General features: G+C 70.7%; 23 protein-coding genes. 16 read left to right on the top strand and 7 right to left on the bottom strand.

Going from position 1 to position 24,574, the window contains the following annotated elements; genetic code table 11:
- Positions 1-471: 471 nt before the first annotated feature.
- Positions 472-858 (bottom strand): winged helix-turn-helix transcriptional regulator, encoded by a 387-nt coding sequence (locus tag TR49_RS32875; protein WP_160311674.1) that lies wholly within the window; start codon positions 856-858, stop codon positions 472-474.
- 140 nt (positions 859-998) lie between these two features.
- Between TR49_RS32875 and TR49_RS32870 the strand changes: the two genes are divergently transcribed.
- The 4 genes from TR49_RS32870 (at position 999) to TR49_RS32855 (ending at position 5,721) form a co-directional block, all read left to right on the top strand.
- Positions 999-1,481, top strand: a complete 483-nt coding sequence (locus TR49_RS32870) for an SRPBCC family protein (protein WP_042388158.1) — start codon at positions 999-1,001, stop codon at positions 1,479-1,481.
- Positions 1,478-1,681 carry a hypothetical protein gene (locus TR49_RS32865; protein ID WP_042388156.1) on the top strand — a complete coding sequence of 68 codons (204 nt, stop codon included), beginning with the start codon at positions 1,478-1,480 and terminating at the stop codon, positions 1,679-1,681. The genes TR49_RS32870 and TR49_RS32865 overlap by 4 nt, the downstream gene beginning before the upstream one ends.
- 371 nt (positions 1,682-2,052) lie before the next feature.
- Positions 2,053-4,857 (top strand): ricin-type beta-trefoil lectin domain protein, encoded by a 2,805-nt coding sequence (locus TR49_RS45090; RefSeq protein ID WP_201776259.1) that lies wholly within the window; start codon positions 2,053-2,055, stop codon positions 4,855-4,857.
- Positions 4,858-5,049: 192 nt separating this feature from the next.
- Positions 5,050-5,721: a FadR/GntR family transcriptional regulator gene (locus TR49_RS32855; RefSeq protein ID WP_042388154.1), complete on the top strand. Its 672-nt coding sequence runs from the start codon at positions 5,050-5,052 to the stop codon at positions 5,719-5,721.
- Positions 5,722-5,793: 72 nt separating this feature from the next.
- Here TR49_RS32855 and TR49_RS32850 read toward each other — a convergent pair whose 3' ends face one another.
- The 4 genes from TR49_RS32850 to TR49_RS32835 all read right to left on the bottom strand — a co-directional run bounded on the left by TR49_RS32850 (position 5,794) and on the right by TR49_RS32835 (position 10,354).
- A complete protein-coding gene (locus TR49_RS32850; RefSeq protein WP_042388152.1) occupies positions 5,794-6,471 on the bottom strand; it encodes a FadR/GntR family transcriptional regulator in 678 nt (225 codons plus the stop codon).
- Between the two features lie 111 nt (positions 6,472-6,582).
- Complete coding sequence (locus TR49_RS32845) at positions 6,583-7,620, bottom strand: ABC transporter permease (RefSeq protein WP_084725672.1); 1,038 nt, start codon at positions 7,618-7,620, stop codon at positions 6,583-6,585.
- Positions 7,604-9,247, bottom strand: a complete 1,644-nt coding sequence (locus TR49_RS32840; RefSeq protein ID WP_084725671.1) for a sugar ABC transporter ATP-binding protein — start codon at positions 9,245-9,247, stop codon at positions 7,604-7,606. Before TR49_RS32840 ends, TR49_RS32845 begins: the two co-directional genes overlap by 17 nt.
- Before the next feature lie 57 nt (positions 9,248-9,304).
- A complete protein-coding gene (locus TR49_RS32835; RefSeq protein WP_439654146.1) occupies positions 9,305-10,354 on the bottom strand; it encodes a sugar ABC transporter substrate-binding protein in 1,050 nt (349 codons plus the stop codon).
- Between the two features lie 328 nt (positions 10,355-10,682).
- On the opposite strand from TR49_RS32835, the gene TR49_RS32830 reads away from it, so the two are divergent.
- From TR49_RS32830 to TR49_RS32790, 9 genes are all read left to right on the top strand, one after another.
- Complete coding sequence (locus TR49_RS32830; RefSeq protein WP_042388148.1) at positions 10,683-11,552, top strand: fumarylacetoacetate hydrolase family protein; 870 nt, start codon at positions 10,683-10,685, stop codon at positions 11,550-11,552.
- Between the two features lie 11 nt (positions 11,553-11,563).
- A complete protein-coding gene (locus TR49_RS32825) occupies positions 11,564-12,943 on the top strand; it encodes an L-fuconate dehydratase (RefSeq protein ID WP_042388147.1) in 1,380 nt (459 codons plus the stop codon).
- Complete coding sequence (locus TR49_RS32820; RefSeq protein ID WP_042388145.1) at positions 12,940-13,713, top strand: SDR family NAD(P)-dependent oxidoreductase; 774 nt, start codon at positions 12,940-12,942, stop codon at positions 13,711-13,713. Before TR49_RS32825 ends, TR49_RS32820 begins: the two co-directional genes overlap by 4 nt.
- A gap of 187 nt (positions 13,714-13,900) precedes the next feature.
- Complete coding sequence (locus TR49_RS32815; protein ID WP_042388143.1) at positions 13,901-14,905, top strand: aldo/keto reductase; 1,005 nt, start codon at positions 13,901-13,903, stop codon at positions 14,903-14,905.
- Positions 14,905-15,645 (top strand): (Fe-S)-binding protein, encoded by a 741-nt coding sequence (locus tag TR49_RS32810; RefSeq protein WP_042388141.1) that lies wholly within the window; start codon positions 14,905-14,907, stop codon positions 15,643-15,645. Before TR49_RS32815 ends, TR49_RS32810 begins: the two co-directional genes overlap by 1 nt.
- The gene (locus TR49_RS32805) at positions 15,642-17,114 is read left to right on the top strand and encodes a LutB/LldF family L-lactate oxidation iron-sulfur protein (RefSeq protein ID WP_084725670.1); all 1,473 of its coding nucleotides are present in this window, start codon (positions 15,642-15,644) and stop codon (positions 17,112-17,114) included. The genes TR49_RS32810 and TR49_RS32805 overlap by 4 nt, the downstream gene beginning before the upstream one ends.
- The gene (locus tag TR49_RS32800) at positions 17,111-17,749 is read left to right on the top strand and encodes a LutC/YkgG family protein (RefSeq protein WP_042388139.1); all 639 of its coding nucleotides are present in this window, start codon (positions 17,111-17,113) and stop codon (positions 17,747-17,749) included. Before TR49_RS32805 ends, TR49_RS32800 begins: the two co-directional genes overlap by 4 nt.
- Positions 17,746-18,057 (top strand): L-rhamnose mutarotase, encoded by a 312-nt coding sequence (locus tag TR49_RS32795; protein WP_042388136.1) that lies wholly within the window; start codon positions 17,746-17,748, stop codon positions 18,055-18,057. The genes TR49_RS32800 and TR49_RS32795 overlap by 4 nt, the downstream gene beginning before the upstream one ends.
- Complete coding sequence (locus TR49_RS32790) at positions 18,057-18,911, top strand: amidohydrolase family protein (RefSeq protein ID WP_042388182.1); 855 nt, start codon at positions 18,057-18,059, stop codon at positions 18,909-18,911. Before TR49_RS32795 ends, TR49_RS32790 begins: the two co-directional genes overlap by 1 nt.
- Positions 18,912-19,375: 464 nt before the next feature.
- Here TR49_RS32790 and TR49_RS46870 read toward each other — a convergent pair whose 3' ends face one another.
- The gene (locus TR49_RS46870; RefSeq protein ID WP_084725669.1) at positions 19,376-20,347 is read right to left on the bottom strand and encodes a TetR/AcrR family transcriptional regulator; all 972 of its coding nucleotides are present in this window, start codon (positions 20,345-20,347) and stop codon (positions 19,376-19,378) included.
- Between the two features lie 178 nt (positions 20,348-20,525).
- Positions 20,526-20,741 (bottom strand): TetR/AcrR family transcriptional regulator, encoded by a 216-nt coding sequence (locus tag TR49_RS46865; protein WP_369405355.1) that lies wholly within the window; start codon positions 20,739-20,741, stop codon positions 20,526-20,528.
- A gap of 380 nt (positions 20,742-21,121) precedes the next feature.
- On the opposite strand from TR49_RS46865, the gene TR49_RS32780 reads away from it, so the two are divergent.
- Genes TR49_RS32780 through TR49_RS32770 form a run of 3 tightly spaced genes read left to right on the top strand, consistent with a single transcriptional unit; the run spans position 21,122 to position 24,554 of the window.
- Positions 21,122-21,688, top strand: a complete 567-nt coding sequence (locus TR49_RS32780; protein ID WP_042388132.1) for a hypothetical protein — start codon at positions 21,122-21,124, stop codon at positions 21,686-21,688.
- Entirely contained in the window at positions 21,688-23,862 is a 2,175-nt protein-coding gene (locus tag TR49_RS32775; protein ID WP_042388130.1) for a hypothetical protein, read from the top strand. The genes TR49_RS32780 and TR49_RS32775 overlap by 1 nt, the downstream gene beginning before the upstream one ends.
- A complete protein-coding gene (locus tag TR49_RS32770) occupies positions 23,859-24,554 on the top strand; it encodes a hypothetical protein (protein WP_042388128.1) in 696 nt (231 codons plus the stop codon). The genes TR49_RS32775 and TR49_RS32770 overlap by 4 nt, the downstream gene beginning before the upstream one ends.
- Positions 24,555-24,574: the final 20 nt, after the last annotated feature.

Raw genomic sequence — 24,574 nt, 5'->3', positions numbered from 1 at the left:
GATTTTGGCGCCCGCTATCTGACGCCGTAGACACCGCACGGTATCGGCAATTCGAGCTCACAAGAGGCGCGCACCGCCCGATGCCCCCCGGCCTCGACGTCAGCCCGGAGTCACTGCTGCTGCAGCACGGTGAGTCGAAGCTGCGCGGGCACCAAGCGGTGGAGCAGATGCTCGTCTCCACCATCCGGGCCGTACCTGGGGCACCCCGGGGAGGCCGGCCGGAACGCCGTCTTCGATGTGCACGTCCGGCCTCTGTTCGGTTCGGCTGTGGTCAGGATCGGTCGTGGCCAGTGCGGGGACGTGGCCGGACGGTTCCTCAGGCGGCGGGCCCGGCTTCGCGGTCACGGCTCAACCGTAGCGACTCCGCGAGGAGACGTTCCCTCCGCGGGGTGTACAGCGCGGGCGGACGGCCGGCGTGATCGGTCGGATGGTTCCGAGCCAGAGGCTGGTGGGCAGGGCTGACCCGCAGGTTCACGCCTGCCGCTCCAGGTCCGCCTGGGCCTGCTTCTCGTCGTAGCGCCGTCGTGCGGCCGCGACCTGCGGTGAGAAGTCGATGATCGCGGACAGAAGCTCACTGAGTGAGTCGACGACCGCCTCGCCGGTCCGGGTGAGGTTGTACTCGACGTGCGAGGGAATGGAGCGCACCAGCTTTCGGTCCACGACCCCGTCACGCTCGAGTGCCTTCAACGTCTGCGACAGCCTGCGCTCGCTGACTCCGCCCACGGCCCGCTTGAGCTCGTTGTAGCGCAGGGTGCCGTCCTGCAGCGCGAGGAGGATGAGCAGCGACCAGGTGTTGGCGATGGTGGCGAAGGCCTCGCGCACGTCCCCCGCCCGCGCGAGCACCTCATCGGCTGGCATCCGGCGTCTCGGCCGTTGTTCGTCACCCATCGCTGTCGTACTCCTTCCTGCCCCATGTCCAAATGTACACACTTTGCATGTACTCCCGAATCGTGTGTACTCTCATTTTGAGAGTGCAACTCATTCAAGGAGGCTTTGGCATGGCTGCCGAGTACAACGACTGGATCGCGGGCGACAGCAACACCGTGGTCTTCAACGCCCCGGCCAGGATCGTCTTCGATCTCGTCACGCAGGCCCGCTTCTGGCCCGAGTGGCACGTGGTCAGCCACGGTGTGGGCGGCGTCACCGAGCGCCCCTATCGCGTCGGCGATGTGGTCTACGAGTACGGCGTCCTTGAGGACGGCAGCGAACAGCACCTCTACTGGCGCGTGGTCGACCAGGAGTACGCCAAGTCCTCGTTCCTCATCGACGAGCGTCTCGGTGCGGGCCTCCAGTACCTGCTCGCCGAGGACGGTGACGGCCTCACCTCGTTCACCCGGCGCACCCTCTACGGCCCCGACTCCCCGTTCACCCCGGCCCAGCGCGCCATCGTCGCCGAGGCGAGTGCCGAGAGCATGGAGGGCCTGCGCCGTCACATCAGCGCCCTGCTGGAGAAGGAGTACGGCAGTCTCCCCGTCCGATGACCGTCCACATCGCCGACCTAACATCTGTGCCGCGCGATGATGTGAGGCTCGGTCAGGAGCGCAGGCAGTACATCCGCTCCGTTGTGCCGCCGAAGACGGTGGCCTGCCCGGCCGGCGAGAGCGCCTCGGTGAGCCGTTCGGCGACGCGGACCGACTTGCCGTGTGCCGCCTCCGCGTTGGCACAGGCCGGCTGGAACTGAACAGCAGCCCGCGGACGCCTTCGGGGCGGCGTCCGCGGAGGGGCCGAGCAGGCCTCGCCGCACCGTCGGCCTGAGCGAAGACCTCCGCCCGCGGACCCTGGTGGAACCACCGACAACCCTTTCTGCTACGACATCCCGAGTGCTGACCGAGTGTCAATACATCGGATGTTATTGGCTTTGGCAGACATCTCGTACTGCTTGTTTCCTGCTGCGAGCATCTTGACGAGGGCAGGACATCGGACGTTAGCATGTCGCGCGATCACCACTACACCGACCGCTACGGGAGCGACGCGTCTGCCCGGGTCCTCCTGGTCAGTCCGCGCCTGCTCCCGTGTCGCGCAACGAGGCACCTCCTAGGAAAGGATCCGCTGATGCGGAGAAAAACGGTCACGGGGGCGCTCGCCGCCCTCGCACTGTGCGTGCCGCTGGGAGCCTGGTCGCCGGGGACGGCCTCTGCGGTGTCGTCCTCCACCGCCTGGACCGACGGGGCGTTCTCGGTCGACGCCGCGAACCTGGTCCGCGAGGCGGACATCGTGCTCGGCGGTCCGAACACGACGGCGCAGCAGTCGATGCCGCTGGGCAACGGCACCCTCGGTGCGGCCGTCTGGGCCGCGAACGGCTTCACCGCGCAGCTCAATCGTGCTGACACCCTCCCGGGCCGCAAGTCGCCCGGCTGGGTCCAGATCCCGGGCCTGTCGCACATCACGAACGCCTCCGACTTCTCCGGCGTGGTCGATCCCTACGACGGTGTGCTGCGCGAGTCCGGCGGCGGCATGACCGCCACCATTTACGTCCGTGCCGACAAGGACGAACTGGTCGTGGACGTGACCGGAGCCAACCCGAACACCGCCCAGACCGCGACCGTCAACCTCTGGTCGGGGCGCACCCCGACCGCCGCCGCCTCCGGGAGCGTCGCCACGCTCGCCGAGACCTGGTCGGACAACACCGCCACGACCGGGTCGGGGCAGACCTTCGGATCCCTCGCGGCGCTCACCGCGGGCGGACGCAACGTCAGCGCGTCCGTCGTCGACTCCCAGACGGTGAAGGTGAGCTTCACCCCGAACACCGACGGCAGCTTCCGGGTGATCGTCGGCAGCCCCCACTGGGCCGGAGGAGACGCGGCCGGCACGGCGTCCGCGCTGCTCGGCGCCGACGCCTCGGCCACCTCGGCCTCGCTGGAGGCCAACCACCTCTCCTGGTGGCACGACTACTGGGCCAACCTCGGCCTGGTGAAGCTCTCCTCCGCCGACGGCACCGCGAACTACATGGAGAAGTTGCGCACCCTCTACTACTTCACCACCGCGGAGGAGTCCCGCGGACCCCTCCCGGGTTCGCAGGCGGGCGTCGGCGACCTGTTCAACTTCTCGCAGGACACCCAGAACTGGTATCCGGCCGCCTACTGGTTCTGGAACCTGCGCGGCCAGGTCGCCGCGAACATCGGCGCAGGCGCGTCCGCACTCAACACCGGTCTGTTCAACCTCTACACCTCGAACCTGGCCAACATCCAAGCCTGGACCAAGACTTACATGGGCAGCAGCCTCCCCTGCATCTGCGTGCCGGAGACGATGCGCTTCAACGGCAACGGCTTCCAGAACGACTCCACCCCGTTCGGTGACGCCTCCTGCGACCAGGCGCTGAAGACCTGGAACGGCCGGACCGTCTCCTCCGGCGCCGAGATCGGCCTGTGGGTCTGGCAGCAGTACCTCACCACCGGCGACCGGAACTTCCTGGCCGCGAACTACCCGCTGATGCAGCAGGCGAGCGAGTTCCTGCTCGCCTACACCACCGTCGGAGCCGACGGCAAGCGCCATGCGGTCGCCAACGCCCACGAGAACCAGTGGAACGTGCAGGATCCGGTCAACATGATCGACGCGATGAAGGCACTGTTCCCCGCCACCATCGCCGCCGCCCAGACCCTGAACATCGACGCCTCGCTCGTCTCCCAGTTGCAGACGGCGATCGGGCAGATCCCCGACTACCCGCGCACCGACGCCACCACCCACCAGCAGAACCTGACCGCCTCCGCCGACGCCTCCGGAACCGATGTGCTCGGCCAGTCCTCCCAGCCCACCGCCGCCGTCAACAACTCGGAGAACGACGACCTCGAGGCGGTCTGGCCCTACGGCCTGGTCGGCGACAACTCGTCGCTGACCGGCCTGGCCCAGCGCACCTACAGCAGCCGGGTCAACGTCCACGCCAACGACTGGAGCTTCGACGCGGTCGACGCCGCCCGCCTGGGCCTCGGCTCGTCGGTCGCCGCCGACCTGACCGCGCTGACCCAGAAGTACCAGACCTACCCGACCGGCATGGCCAACCTGTGGGGCCAGTCCGGCGGTACCGAGCCCTACATCGAGCAGGCCGCCAACGTCGCGCTCGCCGTCAACGAGTCGCTGGTCCAGGACTACGACGGCCTGCTGCGGATCGCTCCCGCCCTGCCCGCGGGCTGGGACGCGGACGGCACCCAGTACATCCACGGCGGCAGCACCGTCTCGGTCCAGGTCCACGGCGGCGTGATCGGCACCGTCGGCATCCACGCGGGCTCCACCGGCACCGTCACGATGCGCAACCCCTGGCCGGGGCAGAGCGTCGAGGTCGTCGACGGCACCGACGAGTTCACCGTCGTGGTCGCCCCGACGACCGCGTCCCAGTTCTCGATCCCGACCACGGCCGGCAACTCCTACCTCGTCCAGCCGGTGGCCGCGCCGGTGTCCGGCATGACCTTCACCCAGCTCTCCGGAACGCCGGCGACGACCGTCAGCCACCTCGGCGCGGTCCAGATCGGTATCGACAAGACCGGGCCCACCGGACCGATCACCGGCATCAACGGCCTGTGCGTCGACGACTCCGGCGCGAGCACCAGCAACGGCAACCCGATCGTGGTCTGGGGCTGCTCCGGCGCGGCGAACCAGCAGTGGACGGTCGGCGCCGACGGAACCCTGCGCACCCTGGGCAAGTGCCTGGACATCACCGGCGGCGGAACGGCCGACGGCACCAAGATCGAGCTGTGGGACTGCAACGGCGGCGGCAACCAGGTCTGGCAGGCCCAGGCCGACGGGACGCTGAAGAACCCGCAGTCCGGCAGGTGCCTGGACGACTCCGGGGCCGGCCCGGCGGGCACCCAGCTGATCATCTGGGACTGCACGGCCTCCGCCAACCAGATCTGGCACCTGCCCTGACAGCCAGATCGGACAGCCTGACAGGACAAGCCTGATAGGACAGCCTGATCGGACCGGCGCGGCCGGTGCGCCTCTCCTGGTGTACCGGCCGCGCCGACGCACGGACAGGCGCGGAGGGTCGCACGCTCGTCTCCCCCTGAACGCGCGGGGCATACTTGCTGCCCGAACAGTGGAGCATGGAGAGGCGTTGACGTGGCTGTCACGGACGAAGCCATCGAGAAGATCAAGACGATGATCCTCTCCGGTCAGCTCAAGCCCGGGGACCGGCTGCCCAAGGAGCCCGACCTGGCGGCCGAGCTCGGACTGTCACGCAACTCCCTGCGGGAGGCGGTCAAGGCGCTGTCGCTGCTGAACGTGCTGGACGTGCGGCAGGGCGACGGGACCTATGTGAGCAGTCTGGAGCCGCCGCTGCTGCTGGAGGCGCTCACGTTCATCCTCGACCTGCACCAGGACGGGTCCGTGCTGGAGCTGTTCCAGGTGCGTGCCGTGCTGGAGTCCGCCGCGGCGGGGCTCGCGGCCCAGCACGTGACGGACGCCGAGGTGGCGGGAATGCGAGAGCTCCTCGGCAGCCTGGGCGAGAACCCGAGCGTGGAGGAACTGATCGCCAACGACCTGGAGTTCCACCGCCGGATCGCGCAGGCGTCCGGTAACGCCGTGCTGGGATCACTGATCGAGTCGCTCGCGAGCAGGACCGCGCGGGCGCGCGTATGGCGAGGTCTGACGCAGCAGACGGCCTTGGAGCGCACGCTGGCGGAGCACCGGGCGATCCTCGACGCGCTGGCCGCGCACGAGGTGGAGACCGCCAAGGCACGGGTCACCGCGCACATCGCCGGTGTCGCGGAGTGGCTGCGGCAGGCGCTCTGAGGGCTGGGATCCTCGACGGCCGCGGCCCGTGGTCCTGGTGCCGGACTGCCGGTTCGCGCGGCGCCGGGCCGCTCAGTCGGCGAGGCTGTCGGAGAGCCACCGTTCGACGGCGGCGACGTGCACCGCGGTCGCGGAGGCGGCCAGTTGGGCGTCGCGCGCGGCCAGGGCCGCGAGGATGGCCTCGTGTTCCCGGTGGACGTCCTCGATCGCGCGGCCCACGCGCGTGCCGCGCAGCAGCCGCACGCGCTGGGTCTGCGTGGAGAGCACCTCCAGCAGCATGGACAGGACCGGGTTTCCGACCAGGGCGGCGATGGTCAGGTGGAACTCGACGTCGCAGCGGATGAACTCCTCGACGTCGGAGGCCGCGCGGCTCCTGGCGAGGATGCCCGCCAGCAGTTCCACGTCCGCGTCGGCGATGCGCGAGGCGGCGAGCGCCGCAGCCTGGGGTTCGAGCAGCCGGCGGACCTGGAGCAGTTGGAGTGTCCCCCGGCCCTGGGAGACGTCCGAGAGGAACGACAGGTTCTCCAGGAGCAGGTGGGGCTCCAGGCTGGAGACGTAGGTGCCGTCGCCCTGCTTGGTGACCAGGATCTGCATCGCGGTGAGCGCGCGCACTGCCTCGCGCAGCGAGCTGCGTGACAGGCCGAGCTGCTGCGCGAGGTCGTCCTCCCGGGGCAGGCGGGAGCCCGGTGGGAACTCGCCCGCGATGATCATCTCCTTGATCTTCTCGATCGCGGCGTCGGTCAGGGCCATGGGCTGTCGCTCCTGAGGGCGGGGGAGGGGAGCCGCAGTTCCCCGGACGCGTCGCGTCTCGGGGAACTGCGGGCTCGCTTCGGACGTGGGGCCCGGCCGGACGCGGGCCGGCTACTCCTGCTTCTCGCCGGAGGCGTAGCGGGAGATGATCAGCGCGACGATGATGATCAGGCCGTTGAGGAACTGGTTCCACAGCGGCGGCACGCCGGCCAGCGTCATCACGTTCACGACCAGCTGCAGCGTCAGCACCCCGGTGAGCGCGCCGAAGAGGGTGCCCTTGCCGCCGTTGAGGCTGACGCCGCCGATGACGGTGGCGGCGAAGACCTGGAAGATCCAGCCGCTGCCCTGGTCGGCGGAGACCGAGCCGTAGTGGCCGGTGTACAGGACGCCGGCGAAGGCGGCCAGCACACTGCCGATGATCAGCACGGTCCAGGTGATCCGGTCGACCCGGATGCCGGCCGTGCGCGCCGCCTCGGCGTTGCCGCCGATCGCGTACAGCGCGCGGCCGTGCCGCAGCCAGGCCAGGGCCGCCCCGCCGACGGCGAAGAGGACGAGGCAGATCCAGACCGCCGCCGGGGCGCCGAGCCAGGAGGTCTCGCCGAGGTAGAGGAAGGAGTTCGGCACCTCGACGATGGACTGGCCCTGGGAGATGGCGACCTGGAGGCCGCGGAGCATGGTGAGCGCCCCGAGGGTGACGATGAAGCCGTTCAGCCGCAGCTTGAGGATCAGGAAGCCGTTGACCGCGCCGATCAGTGCGCCGACGAGCAGGCAGACCGGGATCGCCGTCCAGGTCGGCAGGGCGCCCAGGCCCTGGAAGCGGCCGCCGTGGGAGGGCAGCACGAGCCACATCGCGATCACCGGCGCGACGCCGATGGTGGACTCCAGGGAGAGGTCCATCTTTCCGACGACAAGGATCAGCGCCTCGCCCAGCACCAGCAGGCTCAGCTCGGTGGACTGCTGGGCGACACCGAGCAGGTTGGCCGAGGTGAGGAAGGCGGGGGAGACGATGAAGCCGATGAGCGCGAGCACCAGCAGCACCGGGACCAGGGACAGGTCGCGGTAGCGGGCCAGGTTCAGGCTGCGGCGCGGCACGGAGGCGGCGGCGGGCGCTGCCTCGCTCGCCAGGCCGGGTTCAGTGATGGCCGCCATGGCGGGGTCCCTTCGTGTCGCGCTCGTGCTCGGTCTCGGTCGTGTCGGTCAGGTCGGTCGGGCGGGGCTGTGTCGGGTGCCCGGTCCCGGCGATGCCCTCCATGGCGGCGACCAGTTGCTCGTCGGTCCACCCGGCTGGGTACTCGGCGGCGATGCGGCCGTGGAACATGGTGACGACCCGGTCGCACGTGCGCAGGTCGTCCAGCTCGTCGGAGACGATCAGCGCCGCGCGACCCTGTTCGGCATGGCGCCGGAAGCGGCCGAGGAGGAACTCCTTGGACTTGATGTCCACGCCGTTGGTGGGCCGGATCGCGACGACCAGTTCGGGTTCGGTGGCCAGCGCGCGGGCGACGACCACCTTCTGCTGGTTTCCGCCGGACAGGGCGGAGACCGGAGTCGCGGCGTCCGGAGTCTTGATGTCCAGGTCCTCGATCATCCGGCGGGCGAAGTCGCGGGTCCTGGACGGCAGAACGGTGCCGAAGGGGCCGAGCTGGTCCGTCACCGTGAGGGTGGCGTTCTCGGCGACGCTGCGTTCGGGCACCAGGCCCTGGAGGTGCCGGTCCTCGGGGACGAAGCCGATGCCGGCGGCCAGCGCCGCGGGGATGTCGCCGAGGCGCACCGTGCGGCCGCGCACGGCCAGTTGGCCGGCCCGCGGGCGGTGCAGTCCGGCGACGGTCTCGCCGAGTTGGACGTTGCCGCTGGCCGTGGCCCCGGCCAGGCCCACGACCTCGCCGGCCTGCACGGTCAGGGACAGGTCCGTGTAGACGCCGGGCAGCGTCAGCCCCCGTACCTCCAGCACGGGCTGGGAGCCGACCGTGCGCGGTCGGCTCGCAGCTGCTGCGGCGACCGGATCCGCCGCGCTGCTCTCACCGGTCATCGCCTCGACGAGTGCGTCGTGGCCCAGGCCCTCGACCGGTGCGGTGAGGATGTGCCGCGCGTCGCGGTAGACCGTGACCCGCGTGCACAGCTCGTAGACCTCCTGGAGGTGGTGCGAGATGAAGAGGAAGGCGACGCCCTGCTCCTGCAGTCCGCGGAGCTTCGTGAAGAGGCGTTCGATGCCGCGCGCGTCGAGCTTGGCGGTCGGCTCGTCCAGGATGATGAACCGCGCGCCGAAGGAGAGGGCGCGGGCGATCTCCACGAACTGCCGCTGCTCCACTGTCAGGTCCGCGATGCGGGCCGTCGGGGAGACGTCGACGCCGTACTCGGCGAGCAGGGCTTCGGCGCGCGCCCGCAGCGCCTTCCACCGGATCGGACGGAAGCCGCCCTCGCTCTGCCGGTTCAGGAAGAGGTTCTCGGCGACCGTCAGCCCGCCGATCACCGTGGAGCGCTGGTACACGCAGGCCACCCGGGAGCGCCAGGCGTCGGTGTCGCCGAACGCGGGGGCGGGCTTTCCCGAGAAGGAGAGAGTGCCGGTGTCGGGCTGCTGGATGCCGGTGAGGACGGAGACCAGCGTCGACTTGCCCGCGCCGTTGCGCCCGACCAGGGCGTGCGACTCCCCGGGGTCGATCGCGATCTTCGCATCGCGCAGCGCCACCGTGGCGCCGAAGCGTTTGGTGATGCCGGCCGCCTCGACCACCGGGACCGTGGCGACGGCCTGAGCGGCAGGGGCCTGCGCCGTGTCCGCCATGGGGATGCCGTCCTTTCTGTGCGGTGAATGCGGCGAGTGGGAGGATCGCAGGCGGCGTCAGTTGCTGACGCTGTTGCCCCACAGGCTCTTGTCGTCGACGTTCGCCTTGGTCACCAGTGGCGCGGGCAGCTGGTCCTCCAGGCCGTTGGGCAGTTGGATGATGGTGGAGCCGTGGTCCGTCGGACCGGGCTGGAAGGTCTTGCCTTCGGCGGCGGCCTCGGCGTAGAAGAGCGCGTACTTGGCGTACAGGTCGGCGGGCTGCGAGACCGTCGCGTCGATCTCGCCCTTGCGGATCGCGTCGAACTCCTGCGGGATGCCGTCGTTGGAGATGATGGTGATGTGCCCGGGGGTACCGGCCGGCTTGAGCAGGCCCTTCTGCTGGAGCAGGGCGAGGGTGGGCTGCAGGAAGACGCCGCCGGCCTGCATGTAGATGCCGTTCAGGTCGGGGTTCTGCGCGAGCAGGGTCTGCAGCTTGCTGGAGGCGACCGCGCCGTCCCAGTTGGTGGTGAGCGGGAAGACCTGGATGTTCGGGAAGTTCTGCTTCATGCAGTCCGCGAACGCCTCCGAGCGGTCGCGGCCGTTGACGGAGGTGAGGTCGCCCTCGAACTCGGCCACCTTGCCCTTGCCGTGCAACTGCTGGCCCAGGAACTGGCAGGCCTTGGTGCCGTAGGCGCGGTTGTCGGCGCGCACGACCATGTAGACCTTGCCCTTGTCCGGGCGGGTGTCGACGCTCACCACGGGGATGTGCTTGGCGGCCAGCTGGTCCAGCGTGGAGGCGATCGCACCGGTGTCCTGAGGGGCCATCACGATGGCCTTCGCGCCCGTGTTCTCGAAGACCTGCACGTTGGCGACGAGCTTGGTGATGTCGTTCTGGGAGGAGCTGATCGGCAGCGTGTTCAGGCCCTGGCTGCTGATGTCGCCGCGCAGGTACTGCGCGTAGGAGTTCCAGAAGTCGGAGTCGGCTCGGGGAAGGTCGATGCCGATCGCGGGCTTGCCTGCGACGGCGGACGATCCGGACGCGGTCGTGCTGCCGCGGTTGCACGCGGTGGCCAGGCCGCCGACCAGCAGCGTCACGGCGACGGCTGCGGCGGTACGGGAGGTACGCAGGTTCACGGGGGATCACTCCACGGGGGATGGGTGCGCGACGGTGCCCTTGACCGAATTCATCGGGTGGCTGCCCGATGGCGAGGACGTTACGGCTGCGTTGCCTGGCCTGACAAGACCTTCATCCGATGTCTTCGTCGATCGCCCGGCGGATCGAAAGATCTGTACCGTCAGCACTCTTGTCCAGTTGACCTGTGGTTTCTCTGAAAGGGCCACGGGGCGGCTGTTGAGAGACCTCTGATGTCTACTTGCCTGAGTCGGCGGGCGCGCCTAGGGTCACGTTCGCCGACGTCAGACATCCGATGTATCCGGATCTTCGAAGGGACCGCTGATGAGACTCCTGCGCCTGGGGCCCCGTGGAGCCGAACGGCCGGCCGTGCTCGACACGACCGGCGACGGCAGGGAGCGGTACCTCGGCCTGAGCGACATCACCTGTGACATCGACGGTCCGTTCCTCGCCTCTGACGGAATCGACCGGGTGCGGGAGGCAGTCGCGGCGGGGTCGCTCCCCGAGCTGGGGCCGCCGCCAGGTGGTTGGCGGATCGGCGCTCCGGTGACCCGGCCCGGCAAGGTGGTCTGCATCGGCCTGAACTACCGTGACCACGCCGAGGAGACGGGTGCGGCGATACCCGAGCGGCCGGTGGTGTTCATGAAGGACCCCGGCACCGTGGTCGGCCCCCACGACGAGGTGCTGATCCCGCGCGGCTCGCGCAAGACGGACTGGGAGGTGGAGCTCGCGGTCGTGATCGGGCGTCGTGCCCGCTATCTGGAGTCGCACGAGGAGGCCCTCGCCTGCGTCGCCGGATACGCGATCAGCAACGACGTCTCCGAGCGCGAGTTCCAGCTGGAGTTCTCCGGCCAGTGGGACCTCGGCAAGTCCTGCGAGACCTTCAACCCCCTCGGCCCGTGGCTGGTCACGCCGGACGAGATCGGCGACCCCCAGGGCCTGGGCCTGCGGCTGTCGGTGGACGGGGAGCCCCGGCAGAACGGCCACACCAAGAACATGATCTTCGAGGTCGCGGAGATCGTCCGCTATCTCAGCCGGTACCTCGTGCTGGAGCCCGGCGACGTGGTCAACACCGGAACCCCGGCCGGCGTCGCCCTCGGCCTGCCCGACCAGCCCTACCTGCGCCCCGGCCAGAGCGTCGAGCTGGAGATCGACCGCCTCGGCCGCCAGCGCCAGATCCTCCGACAAGCCTGAGAGAGCACCGCATGCCGACTGCAACCGCGCGGATCACCGCGTTGGACACCTACGACGTCCGCTTCCCGACCTCGCGGTCGCTGGACGGCTCGGACGCGATGAACCCCGACCCCGACTACTCCGCCGCCTACGTGGTCCTGCGCACCGACGCGGGCGACGAACTGGAGGGCCACGGCTTCACGTTCACCATCGGGCGAGGCAACGACGTCCAGGTCGCGGCGATGGACGCGCTGCGGCACCACGTCGTCGGGCGTTCCGTCGCGGAGCTCTGCGCGGACCCGGCATCGCTGAGCCGCGACCTGATCGGCGACAGCCAACTGCGCTGGCTCGGCCCCGAGAAGGGCGTGATGCACATGGCGATCGGTGCCGTGCTCAACGCCGTGTGGGACCTGGCCGCCAAGCGGGCCGGACTGCCGCTGTGGCGGTTCCTGTCCGAGGCGGAGCCGGCCTGGCTGGTCTCCCAGGTCGACTTCCGCTACCTCACCGACGCGCTGACCCCCGAGGAGGCCCTCGCGCTGCTGGAGGCGGCCCGCTCAGGCCGCGCCGACCGGACCACGCGTCTGTGGGAGAACGGCTACCCGGCCTACACCACCTCGCCCGGCTGGCTCGGCTACAGCGACGAGAAGCTGACCCGGCTCGCCAAGCAGGCCGTCGCCGACGGCTTCACCCAGATCAAACTCAAGGTCGGCGCGGACCTCGCCGACGACGTCCGCCGCTGCCGCGTCGCCCGCGCCGCGATCGGCCCCGACGTGCGGCTGGCGATCGACGCCAACCAGCGCTGGGATGTGGCCGACGCCATCGCCTGGACGACGGCGCTCGCGGAGTTCGACCCCTACTGGATCGAGGAGCCCACCAGCCCGGACGACGTGCTCGGCCACGCCGCCATCCGCGCGGCCGTCACGCCGATCAGGGTCGCCACGGGCGAGCACGTGCAGAACCGCATCGTCTTCAAGCAGTTGCTGCAGGCCGACGCCATCGACGTGGTGCAGCTCGACTCCGCCCGGGTCGGCGGGGTGAACGAGAACCTGGCCATCCTGCTGCTCGCCGCCAAGTTCGGCGTCCCGGTCTGCCCCCACGCCGGCGGGGTCGGGCTGTGCGAGCTGGTGCAACACCTGTCCATGTTCGACTTCGTGGCCCTCTCCGGAACCACCGAGAACCGCGTGATCGAGTACGTGGACCATCTGCACGAGCACTTCGCCACCCCCACGGTGATCCGCGACGGCCGCTATCGGGCCCCGGCCGCCCCGGGCTTCTCCGCGCAGATGCTTCCGGTGTCGATCGCCGCCTTCACCTACCCGGACGGCGCCTTCTGGACCGCCGACCGCGCCGCCACTGAAGCCGCCAGCGCCACCGCAGCCACGGCCGACGCCGCGCAGGAGGAGCAGGAATGAACGAGCTGCACGGCCTGCGGGCCGTCGTCACCGGAGGCGCCTCGGGCATCGGCCTGGCCACCGCGATCCTGCTCTCCGCCCGCGGCGCCAAGGTCGCCGTGCTGGACCTCGACCCCGGCCGTGCCAAGGAGCCCCTGCACGCCATCCGCGCCGACGTGGGCGACGACGACAGCGTCCGCGCCGCCGTCGAGGCGGCCGTCACGGCGCTCGGCGGGCTGGACATCTTGGTCAACAACGCAGGCATCGGCGCCGCCGGGACGGTCGAGGACAATCCCGACAGCCAGTGGCGGCAGGTACTGGACATCAACGTCCTCGGGATCGTCCGCGTGACCCGGGCCGCCTTGCCGCACCTGCGACGCTCCGCGCCGTCCCGACCGGCGGCCACGGCGGCGATCGTCAACACCTGCTCGATCGCCGCGACGGCAGGCCTTCCGCAGCGCGCGCTGTATTCGGCGAGCAAGGGCGCGGTGCTCTCGCTCACCCTGGCGATGGCTGCCGACCACGTCCGCGAGGGCATCCGGGTCAACTGCGTCAACCCCGGTACGGTGGACACCCCCTGGGTCGGCCGCCTGCTCGACGCCGCCGACGACCCCGCCGCCGAGCGTGCCGCGCTCAGCGCGCGGCAGCCGCACGGTCGGCTGGTCAGCGCCGACGAAGTCGCCGCCGCCATCGCCTACCTGGCGAGCCCCCTCGCGGGCTCGACCACCGGCACCGCCCTTGCGGTCGACGGCGGCATGGCCGGCCTGCGTCTGCGTCCTGCCGGATCGTAGGAGCGTCCGCGCGTCGCCCGCGCGTCGTGCGTGCACGGTGCGAAAGACTCCGGCCGGGCCGGGAAAGCGACTGAGGGTGTCGTGCCCTCGGCCCGGCCGGGCCCTCACGCCGGGCCCCCTCACATCGTGCTCAACACCGGTCGTGCCTCGCGCAGGCTGGGCTCATGACAGGAAGGCCACCCCATCCATGCACACCACCAGGCTCGGACGCGGCGACGTGGAGGTCACCCGGCTCTCCCTCGGGGCGGCGCCGCTCGGCAACCTCTTCGCCGAGGTCGACGACGAGCAGGCCCAGGGCACCGTGGACGCGGCCTGGGAGTCGGGTGTCCGCTACTTCGACACCGCCCCGCACTACGGCCTCGGCTTGTCGGAACGACGTCTGGGGGAGGCACTGCGTCGTCGGCCACGCGCCGAGTACGTGGTGTCCACCAAGGTCGGACGCCTGCTGCGCCCCCGGCCGGAGCCCCACGGCGACGATCTCGCCCAGGGTTTCGCGGTGCCGGCCACGCACGGGCGGGTCTGGGACTTCAGCGCCTACGGGGTGCGCAGCAGCCTGGAGGACAGCCTGACCCGGCTCGGCTTGGACCACGTCGACGTCGTCTACCTTCACGATCCGGACGAGCACGAGGGCCAGGCCTTGTCCTCCGCCTACCCGGAGTTGGAACGGATGCGTGCCGAGGGGATCGTCGGCGCCATCGGCGCGGGCATGAACCAGGCCCGGATGCTGGACCGCTTCGTCCGCGAGACCGACGTCGACGTGGTGCTGCTGGCCGGGCGCTACTCCCTGCTCGACCAGACAGGCCTGACCCATCTGCTCCCCGATGCCGCCCGCCGTGGCGTCTCGGTCGTGGTGGGCGGCGTGTTCAACTCCGGTCTGCTCGCCGACCCGCGCCCCGGCGCCACCTTCGACTACGCCCCGGCCGGCCAAGCCCTGCTGGACCGGGCGCTGCGGATCAAGGCGGAGTGCGAGGAGTTCGGTGTGCCGCTGCGCGCGGCCGCGCTCCAGTTCCCGCTCGGGCACCCGGCCGTCGCGTCCGTGCTCGTTGGCGCGCGCAGCGCGGCCGAGGCGGCGGACGCCGCCGTCATGGCGCGCTACGACATCCCGGCGGAGCTGTGGCACCGGCTGCGATCGACCGGGCTGCTGCCCTGGGACGCGCCCCTGCCCGATGCGGGACGGAAGGAACTGGGCTGATGCGGATCGCGCTGTTCATCACCTGCTTCAACGACACCATGTTCCCCGAGACGGGGAAGGCGGTCGTGACCGTGCTGGAGCGGCTCGGCCACACGGTCGAGTTCCCGCTCGCGCAGACCTGCTGCGGGCAGATGCACTTCAACACCGGCTACCGGCCGGAGGCGCTGCCGCTGGTGCGCGGCTTCGCCAAGGCTTTCGCCGACTACGACGCAATCGTCACGCCGTCGGCGTCCTGCGCGGGGATGGTCAGGGAGAACCATCCGCTGCTGGCCCAGCAGTACGGCGACGCCGCATTGCGCGCCGCGGTCGCCGAGGGTGCGCCGCGGGTGCACGAGTTCACCGAGTTGCTGGTCGACGTTCTCGGCGTGACCGACGTCGGCGCGTACTTTCCGCATCGGGTGACCTATCACCCCACCTGCCACTCGCTGCGCGGGCTGCGGTTGGGCGACAAGCCGCTCGCGCTGCTGCGCGCGGTGCGCGGCATCGACCTGGTCGAACTCCCGGCCGTCGACTCCTGCTGCGGCTTCGGCGGCACCTTCGCGCTGAAGAACGCCGAGATCTCGACCGCCATGCTCGGCGACAAAATGCGCAACGTCGTCAGCACCGGGGCCGACGTGGTCTGCGCCGCCGACAACTCCTGCCTGATGCACATCGGCGGCGGCCTCTCGCGCCTGCGGACCGGCATCGGCACCCTGCACTTGGCAGAGATCCTGGCATCGACCCAAGGAGACGCACGGTGAGCCCGGACTCCGGAACCAACGTGGTGTGGCTCGGCAGCCCGGGCTTCCCGGAGGCGGCCCACACCGCGCTGGGCGACCCGCAGCTGCGGCGCAACCTGCGCAAGGCCACCACCACCATCCGCGACAAGCGCCTGGCCGTCACCGGCGAGCTGGACGACTGGGAGCAGCTGCGCGAGGCCGGAGCCGCGACCAAACGCCACACGCTGCGCCATCTGGACCGGTATCTGCTGCGGTTGGAGGATTCGGTGACCAAGGCCGGTGGCGTCGTCCACTGGGCCGCCGACGCCGCCGGGGCCAACCGGATCGTGACCGAACTCGTGCGTGCGACGAGCGCGCACGAGGTGGTCAAGGTCAAGTCCATGGCCACGCAGGAGATCGGACTCAACGAGGCCCTGGAGCAGGCCGGGATCCGCGCCTACGAGACCGACCTTGCGGAGCTGATCGTCCAACTCGGCGATGACCGGCCCTCCCACATCCTGGTGCCTGCGATCCACCGCAACCGCGCCGAGATCCGCGAGATCTTCCAGCGGGAGATGGGTGCTTGGGGTCGACCGGCCCCCGACGGCCTGACCGACGAGCCCCGCGCCCTCGCCGAGGCGGCGAGGCTGCACCTGCGGGACAAGTTCCTCCGCGCCAAGGTCGCCGTCTCCGGCGCCAACTTCGCCATCGCCGAGACCGGAACGGTCGGAGTCGTCGAGTCCGAGGGTAACGGGCGGATGTGCCTGACCCTGCCCGAGACGCTGATCACCGTGATGGGGATCGAGAAGGTGCTGCCCCTGTGGCAGGACCTTGAGGTCTTCCTGCAACTGCTGCCGCGCTCCTCCACCGGCGAACGGATGAATCCCTACACGTCCACCTGGCGGGGCGTCACTCCCGGCGACGGCCCGCAGGCCTTCCACCTGGTCCTGCTCGACAACGGCCGCACCGCCACGCTTGCCGACACCGTCGGCCGCCAGGCGCTCGCGTGCATCCGCTGCTCCGCCTGCCTGAACGTCTGCCCCGTCTACGAGCGCACCGGCGGCCACGCCTACGGCTCGGTCTACCCAGGCCCGATCGGCGCGATCCTCACCCCGCAGCTCGTCGGCGTGGAGCACGCGGCGACCCTCCCCTTCGCCTCGACCCTGTGCGGGGCCTGCTATGACGCCTGCCCGGTGAAGATCAACATCCCGGAGGTGCTCACCCACCTGCGGGCCGAGGTCGTCGAGGCCAAGCGGGCGAAGCGTCGTGTCCCCGGCGCAGAGGCTCTCGCGATGAAGGCTGCCACCGCCGTCCTCGCCTCACCTCGCCGGTTGTCCGTGGCCCAGAAGGCCGCGGCCCTCGGTGGGCGTCTCGTCTCGTGCAAGGACGTCATCGGTCCGCTCCCCGGTCCCCTCCACGCGTGGACCGACGCCCGTGACACCCCCGCCCCGCCCACGGAATCCTTCCGCGCCTGGTGGCAACGCACCCACCCGACAGGAGCCGACTCATGACGGCCCGTGACACCGTCCTCGGCCGCATCCGCGCCGCCCTCGCCGACGTGCCCGCCGAGGAGGCCGTCGGCGACGCCCCCGTCCCGCGCGACTACCGGCGCGGCCGTGCGGAGGCCGACGCGGTCGGCCTCTTCGCCGAACGCGTCGCCGACTACCGCGCCCGGGTCGTGCAGACCACGCCCGAACGGGCCCGCGCCACCATCGCCGGCCTGCTGGCGGGCAGCGACGTACGCACGCTCGTCGTGCCGCCGGCCTTCCCGCCGGACCTGGTGCCTGAGGGCCCTTGGCAACGGCTCGAGGAGCCGCTGGAGCCCGGCGATCTGGAGGCCGCCGACACCGTGCTGACCACCTGCCGGGCCGGGATCGCCGTCACCGGCACCATCGTCCTCGACGCCGGCCCCGGCCAGGGCCGCCGGGCCCTCACCCTGCTGCCGGACCACCATCTGTGCGTCGTGCGCGCCGAGCAGATCGTCGCCGATGTGCCGGACGCGATCGCCCTGCTCGACCCCGGCCGGCCGTTGACCTTCGTCTCCGGCCCGTCCGCGACCAGCGACATCGAACTCGACCGCGTCGAGGGGGTCCACGGCCCCCGCAGCCTCGACGTCGTGATCGTCCGTGAGGAGCCGCACGTATGAGAGTCGCCCTGCACACCCGCGTCCGCGCCGACCGGATCGCCGCGTACGAGCAGGCCCACCGCGAGGTCCCCGAGGAGCTCACCGCGGCCATCCGCGCCGCCGGCGCAACCGGGTGGACCATCTGGCGCAGCGGCGCCGACCTCTTTCACCTCCTTGAGGTCGAGGACTACCCGAGGCTGCTCACGGAACTGGGCGAGCTGCCCGTCAACACCGCCTGGCAGGCGCGGATGGCGGAACTGCTGGAGGTCGTCCACGACTACTCCGCCGACGGCGCGAGCGCGCCGCTCCCGGTGGTGTGGCAGCTGTGATCACCGAGAGCCCCCGCGTCATCGACGCGCACCACCACGTCTGGGACCTGGCCGTCCGCGACCAGGACTGGATCACCGGCCCGGAACTGGCGCCGCTGCGCCGCGATTTCGGCCTGGAAGACCTGCGTCCGCAGGCCCGGACGGCGGGCGTCGAGGCCACCGTCCTGGTGCAGACCGTCTGCATCCCCGAGGAGACCCCCGAGCTCCTCGCTCTGGCCGACGCCGACCCCCTGGCAGTGGGTGTGGTCGGTTGGACCGACCTCACCGAACCCGACATCGCCGACACCCTCGCCGACCTGTGTGCTCTGCCCGGAGGACGACACCTCGTCGGCATCCGCCACCAAGTGCAGTCCGAGCCCGACCCCGAGTGGCTGCTGCGTCCCGTTGTGCGACGCGGCCTGCTCGCCGTCGGAGCGGCCCGCCTGGCCTACGACCTGGTGATCACCCCGGACCAGCTTCCGGCCGCCACCAGGGCCGCCGCCGCGGCACCGGGCGTGACCTTCGTCCTCGACCACCTCGGAAAACCCCGGATCGCCAGCGCCGAGGTGGAGCCGTGGGCCTCCCGGCTGCGGGCCTTCGCAGCCCTTCCCAACACCGTCGCCAAACTGTCGGGCCTCACCACCGAGGCCGACTGGTACCACTGGACCACCGACGACCTGCGTCGGTTCACCGACGTCGCCCTGGCTGCCTTCGGGCCGCGGCGCCTCCTCTTCGGATCCGACTGGCCCGTCTGCACCCTGGCCATCGACTACGTCCGCGTCGTCGACACCACCCGGGAGCTGCTGTCCGAGCTGTCGCCGTCCGAGCGCGCAGCGATCCTGGGCGGCAACGCCGCACGCGTCTACCGCCTCTGAGTCCGTCAGCGGGCCCGTTGGCCGCCTGCCCCGTTGGTCCGTGGTCACACTGAGCGGGACATGCGCCGGACGCAGGAACGTGGCGTGCTGGTGTGCGAAGGAGCCGAGTAGTGATTGACGTTACGTCAGTGTTGGGGGAGAGGGCAGAAAGCAGTGTCAACCAGTGCGAACCGATAGTGCGACTTCTGGCAGGTCAACGGACTGCCCGAGGCAAAGCCCCGGGTAGCCGGGCTGCACCTCCAAGATCACCCAGATCTACGAGGGCACGAACCAGGTGCAGCGGATCGTCATGGCCCGCAACCTGCCGTAGGGTAAAAGCGCAGGTCATGGCTGTGATCGCGGGCTTGGTCGGACGTCCTTTCCGTCGTGGAATGCCGCCCGGCCAAGGCCGCCCCGCGTAGTTGGGGGACATCTACGAGGGCGCGGTCGGTCCGCGGCTGAAGGCGGTGGCACCATCCGCGTCGTCATTGCAGGTCAGGGACTTGCGGCGGTCCGACTGTACCGTTTCGTCGTAGGGGTCCGAGGGGCTTGCGAGTGCCGCTGTTGTGCGTATGTTGCGTCAGAGAAGCGCCGGGCCCAACGAGTGCCGGGCGGCTGCCGCTGAGGCCGTCCTCGGTGGTGGCGAGGTGTGGGAAGCAGCATGCACGGAAAGTGAACGTGGAAGCCCGATCCGAAGCGCAGCAGTCTGTTACGCGCGCCTCGGCGGATGCGATTCGACCCTGCGCATCGAGGTGGGGTGACAGGACTTTCCGCGCCCGAGCATGTGGGCCCGACGTGGCCTCGCCCGAAGCCGCGCCGTCAGTTTCGCCGTCGGCCTGCGAGTACCAGGCATCCGCTCGCGCGGGCGCTGGTCCGACACGGTCTGCGATACACGACCCGCGCCCGGACCAGGACGTGACCGGGCCCGGCGTCCGGTTCGTCGGCCTGGCCGGCCCGTAGCCCGTGCGGGCGTCCGGCCACTCGGCGTGCGAGGCGCCGGAACGGTCGTGGTCGCCGCGCCGCCGATGGAACGCGCCGGAAGAGACGCCTGCCGCGACCTCGTCGCGGACCACTTGCTCGGTGCGGCGGCGCAGCCGGACGATCTCGTCGCGGTGGTCGGGGGAGAGGGCACCGAGCTCGTACTGGACGACGCCAGCGAGCTGGTGGTGGCGGGCGTGCCAGGCGCTGTAGTCGTGGACCAGGGCTCGCATCCGCGTCACCGTGGTGGACTCCTCCGCTAGCCGCGCCCGCTCTACCGTGGCCAGGGCGCTGCGACAACCGGCCAAGCTGTCGCGTAGAGAACGCCTCCTTGGTGCGGTGGTGGGCGTAGACGGCCGCGGGCTCACCCCGGCGGCCGCCGCGATGTCGCGGGTGGAGGCACCGTAGTAGCCGCGGGCGGCGAAGGCCGCCAGGGACGCCTCCAGGATGCGGCACTGTCCCGGGCCGTGTCGCCCCACAGGTCGTCGTGTGCTGAGCTGGTCGTCACCCTGCCATTCTCCCGGAACCTTCCACTCAGCTGATCGTGAGGCCGCCGTCGACCGTGAGGGTGGTGCCGGTGACGGTCGGTGAAGAAGCGTTCCCGCAGCGCGCGTTCCCGCTCGGGGAGCTGGTCGCCCTCGGTGGCCAGGACGCCGGTCACGTCCCGGTACTCGACGTTCGCGGCGTTGTGTGAGCGGAGCACCTGCTCCAGCGCCTCGGTCGGGTCCGCCGCCCGGGCGACCGCCGAGTTGAGGCCGGCCAGCATCCGCTCGCCACCATGGTCGCGGCGGTCACCAGGATCTCGGTCTTGCTCTCGAAGTGCCGGTAGACGCCGGACGGCACGATGCCCACGGCCTCGCCGATGTCCGCCATGCTCACCGACTGGAACCCCGCTCGTCGAAGAGGCGGATCGCCTCGCTCAGCACCTGCTCGCGCCTGGGCAGCCGCAGGGGTTCCGCGCCCGCAGGCACGTCCGGCTCCTCCGACTCCGATGTCGGCAGCTTGGGGTAGGCCGCCGCGCGGGCGAGTCGAGCAGCAGCTGTTCGAAGCGTCGCTTGGGCAGGGAGAGCCGGTGGTTGGGGCGGCTGGCCAAGACGGCGAGGGGTCGACATCGCCACAAGCTTCGAGTTGTGCTTCTGCGCGCCACCATGGCATGCAAAGCATAGGGTTGCGGACTCTCTGGGTAGGGTCGACCTGTCCTTGCCTGGCGTGGTCTATGCTTGGCACAGCGGTTGACGAGGTGAGGAGCCGTCATGATCCAGGTCACGCTCGGTCGGGAGAAGCGGATAGACCCGCGCAAGGACCCCCTGGGGCGCGCCGTGATCGGATGGGCCGAGGGACTGTCTGATCAGGAGATCTACGAGCGCGCCCGCGGCTCATGGGTGATGCCCGGCCAGCGATCGGAGTCCGAACGCTTTTTTGTCGTCAGTGCGGCCGGATTGGTGCGACTGGCCGTGGAGATCGAGTGCATTGTCGATGTCGCAGGGGGCCGCCGTGCCTTTGAGGGCAGGATCCTGACGCCTGGGCACCCGGTGCACGACGCTCTCGTCGGTGGTCCGGCCCCCAACGGCAATCAGCAGAATCCGATCACCTACTTCGAGCCGGGCGCGGCGCTGGTGCAGCTCACAGAGCCCCAGCGCTCCTGCGGCTGCGGCTGTGCCAGCCCGGTCGCCGGGAAATCGGCCTTCCTGCCCGGCCACGATCAGCGGGCAATCCACGATCGAGTGGCCCGCGTTGGCTCCGTCCTCGAATTCCTGGACTGGTTCGACCGAGCCTGGGACGGGTGCCTTGCTGCTGGCGACGGACAGGGAGGGAACTGATGGACCGCGCCTCCTACAACGCCGGGCTCGCCGAGCTGCGCCAGCTGCGCGAGGACATCGCCAAGCTGGAGAAGTCGCTCGCGAAGCTGCAGCGCGACCGCGAGAGCCGGGTGCGCAAGCTCGGCGACTTCGACGACGCGAAGGCCGCCGCCATCGCGAAGGCGGCCGGAGTGAGCATCGGCGACGTCGTGGCTCTCGTGCCGCGCCTTGACCCCACGCCCGCCCATGTCCGCATCAAGCCTCAGCAGTCTGCGGTCGCGCCAGCCTCCGAGCCCATCGCTGCAGCGGCAGCTCAGACGGGTCCGGAAGCTGCCGTCGCGCCGACCTTCCCGATGGCCGAGGCCGCTCCCCGCCGGCAGGTGCCCGATGCTCCCGCCATCACGCCGCAAGCAGGCCGGGCCGAGGACGCCGCCCCGCTCGCCCCTGCTGAGGTGGACGACGCGCCGTCGCCACCTGCGGTACGACGTCCCGGGGAGCGGATCGAACTGCCCTCCATGCCGCATGGCACGCCAGGCGAGGCCTACAGGGCGGCGACGGAGAACCTGTTCTCCCAGCGCCCCAACTTTACTCAGGCCTCCCGGGAGATGGTGTTTCTGGACGCCACCACTCAAGTGATGGTCGGTCGCGGCGGCGAGGTTCGCCTGGACCTCCGGGCGCGCACCCCGGAGGAGATCCTGGACGCTGTCCTGGCGGCCGCGCCGGGCACCGAACGCGTCTACATCACCGCCGGGGCGCCATGGCACGCCGACGCCGAGCGCTACCCGACGCTGAAGCAGGCTGTCAGCGCCTGGCTCAGCAGCGAATCGCAGCGCTGGACTGTGGACACCGGCCGCGGCCGGGACCGCATGGCCGGGCACTTCGTGCACCCGCGCCAGCCCGTGGGCCGCTATACCCGGGTCGGTGCGGAGCGGAACGCCGAGCATGTGGAGATCCGCTCGGTGGGCGAGTGGTTCGACCCGGCCGGGGCCGATCCGACGCTGGTCCGCGAGGCGTTCGTGTGCCTGTGGAAGGCATTGAGGGTCAAGTGGCCGGACGTCGTCCTGATGGGCTCGCCGTCGCAGACGGGCAAGGACCTGTGGGCGCGCACCATCCCGATCAAGGGTCAGTGGGCGGGCGGCTACCCGGTGCTGTCGCATGAGCTGCGCGCCCTGTTCCACGCGACCGCAGGGCAGGGCCGCACCGAGCTGATCCTGCCGCCGAAGGTTCCGGCCGAGTTGCCTGGCTTGGTCGAGTACGATCGCACCTTCGCTTACGCCCGGCACACCTGGCGCAGCCCGGTCGGCACACCTCGGCGTGTCACCGGGGCCGCGTTCGCAAAGCTGACGGAGGCGGAGCAGAAGAAGCTGCTCATGTCCCCGGCCCACCTCCAGGTCCGGGTCACGGTGCCCGACGGGTGGGAGCACGTCGGTTTGTTGCCCGCGCCGATCAGTGGCGACAGGAACTGGGAATACCCGTCCACCCCAGGCGCTACGTTCACCACCTGGGCGGGCGGCGCGGAGATCTACACGGCGCTTTCCAACCCGGTCGCGCCCTGGCGGATCGAGGTGCTGGACGCGCTGCTCTTCGCCGAGGGCGACCCGATCGACAAGTGGTCCAAGTGGCTCAAGGAAGCCTGGGCGTCCCTGTCGGCGGGTGCGCAGATCCACGCCGACCCCCGGCAGCGCCAGGCCCTGCACCTGGCCTCCCGTGCGGTGCGTTCCATCTTGTTGTTCGGGATCGGTGGGTTCGCGCAGCGCCCGCGCCTGATCACCGGCACCACCCCCATGGATGAGCTGCACCTGGTCCCCGAAGGCGCGGAGATCCTCACCCACGACGAGCGGCACGTCACCTGGCAGCGCGTCAGCGGCTTCTCCCGCGACCCGATGGCCCACCCCGAGTGGTCGGCGAGCGTGTGGTCCGGGGCCCGTGCCGCGCTGCTGTCCATGCGGATGCGCCCCGAGAACGTCCAGGTCGGCGCCCTGCATGTTCCGGCCGGGCAGGTGGTGGCGTTTCGCACCGACGCTGTCTACCTGACAGCACGCCACGACTGGCCCTACCACGGCGAACCGGGCGACTACCTCCTTAAGGGCCACCTCGCCAGCCCCGTCCCCGCGCCCGCCAGCGAGGACGAGCTGCTGGCGCTCCGAGACAAGGGCCGCGCCGCACTCGCCGCCGCCGAGGCCGGTGTGCGATGACGACGCCGAGGCAGCCGGGGGAGGCCGCCCGTCTCGCGCAGCAGCTGGTCGACGCCGGGTTCAACCGCCGCCAGATCGCCGACATGCTGCAACGCAACGCCTCCCTGGTCTCCCAGTTCTTCACCAAGGGCAAGGGCGCCAGCTTCGTGCCCGCGCTACGCCAGCTGGTCCGCGCCGTCGAAGCAGGCGAACGCGACCCGGAGTCGCTGCAGGCCATCGCGCAGCAGAACGTGACGAGGCGACTCACCAAGGATGGGCGGGTGGCCCGGGTCCGGGGCCGCGACGTCCTGGAGACCCCGGGCGGATCGATGGCCGGCCGCGCCGGACGGCAGGCCATCGCCCGGGGCGCCGGACACCTGGCCGGCGTCATCCACGACACCGCCGAGCGCCGCGGCCGGGTCGCCATCACGGTACGCATGCGCAAGCGCCACTTCGCGCTCTCCTCCGGGTCCAAGGACGACTCCCCGGGGCTTCGCCGCGGCGTGGTCCCGCGCGCCGACGGCACCGAGGAACGCTCCTACGGCTCGAAAGTGAGCGGTGGCTTCGACGCCCGCGAGTGGTCCGCCATGGTCGCAGCCGTCGGCGGCGACGTCACCGCCGCCGTCCTTAAGTGGCTGATCGACACCGGCCGCGCCACCGAGGACGCCGAGATCATCTACATCGAGATCCGCGGCTGGGTCCCCCGCCGCTGACCACCCGTCACCCCGCAGTA

The organism is Streptacidiphilus melanogenes (genome assembly GCF_000787835.1).
GTDB lineage: Bacteria > Actinomycetota > Actinomycetes > Streptomycetales > Streptomycetaceae > Streptacidiphilus > Streptacidiphilus melanogenes.
The sequence above is the reverse complement of the archived record's forward strand: the minus strand, read 5'-3'. Positions and strand labels throughout refer to the sequence as shown.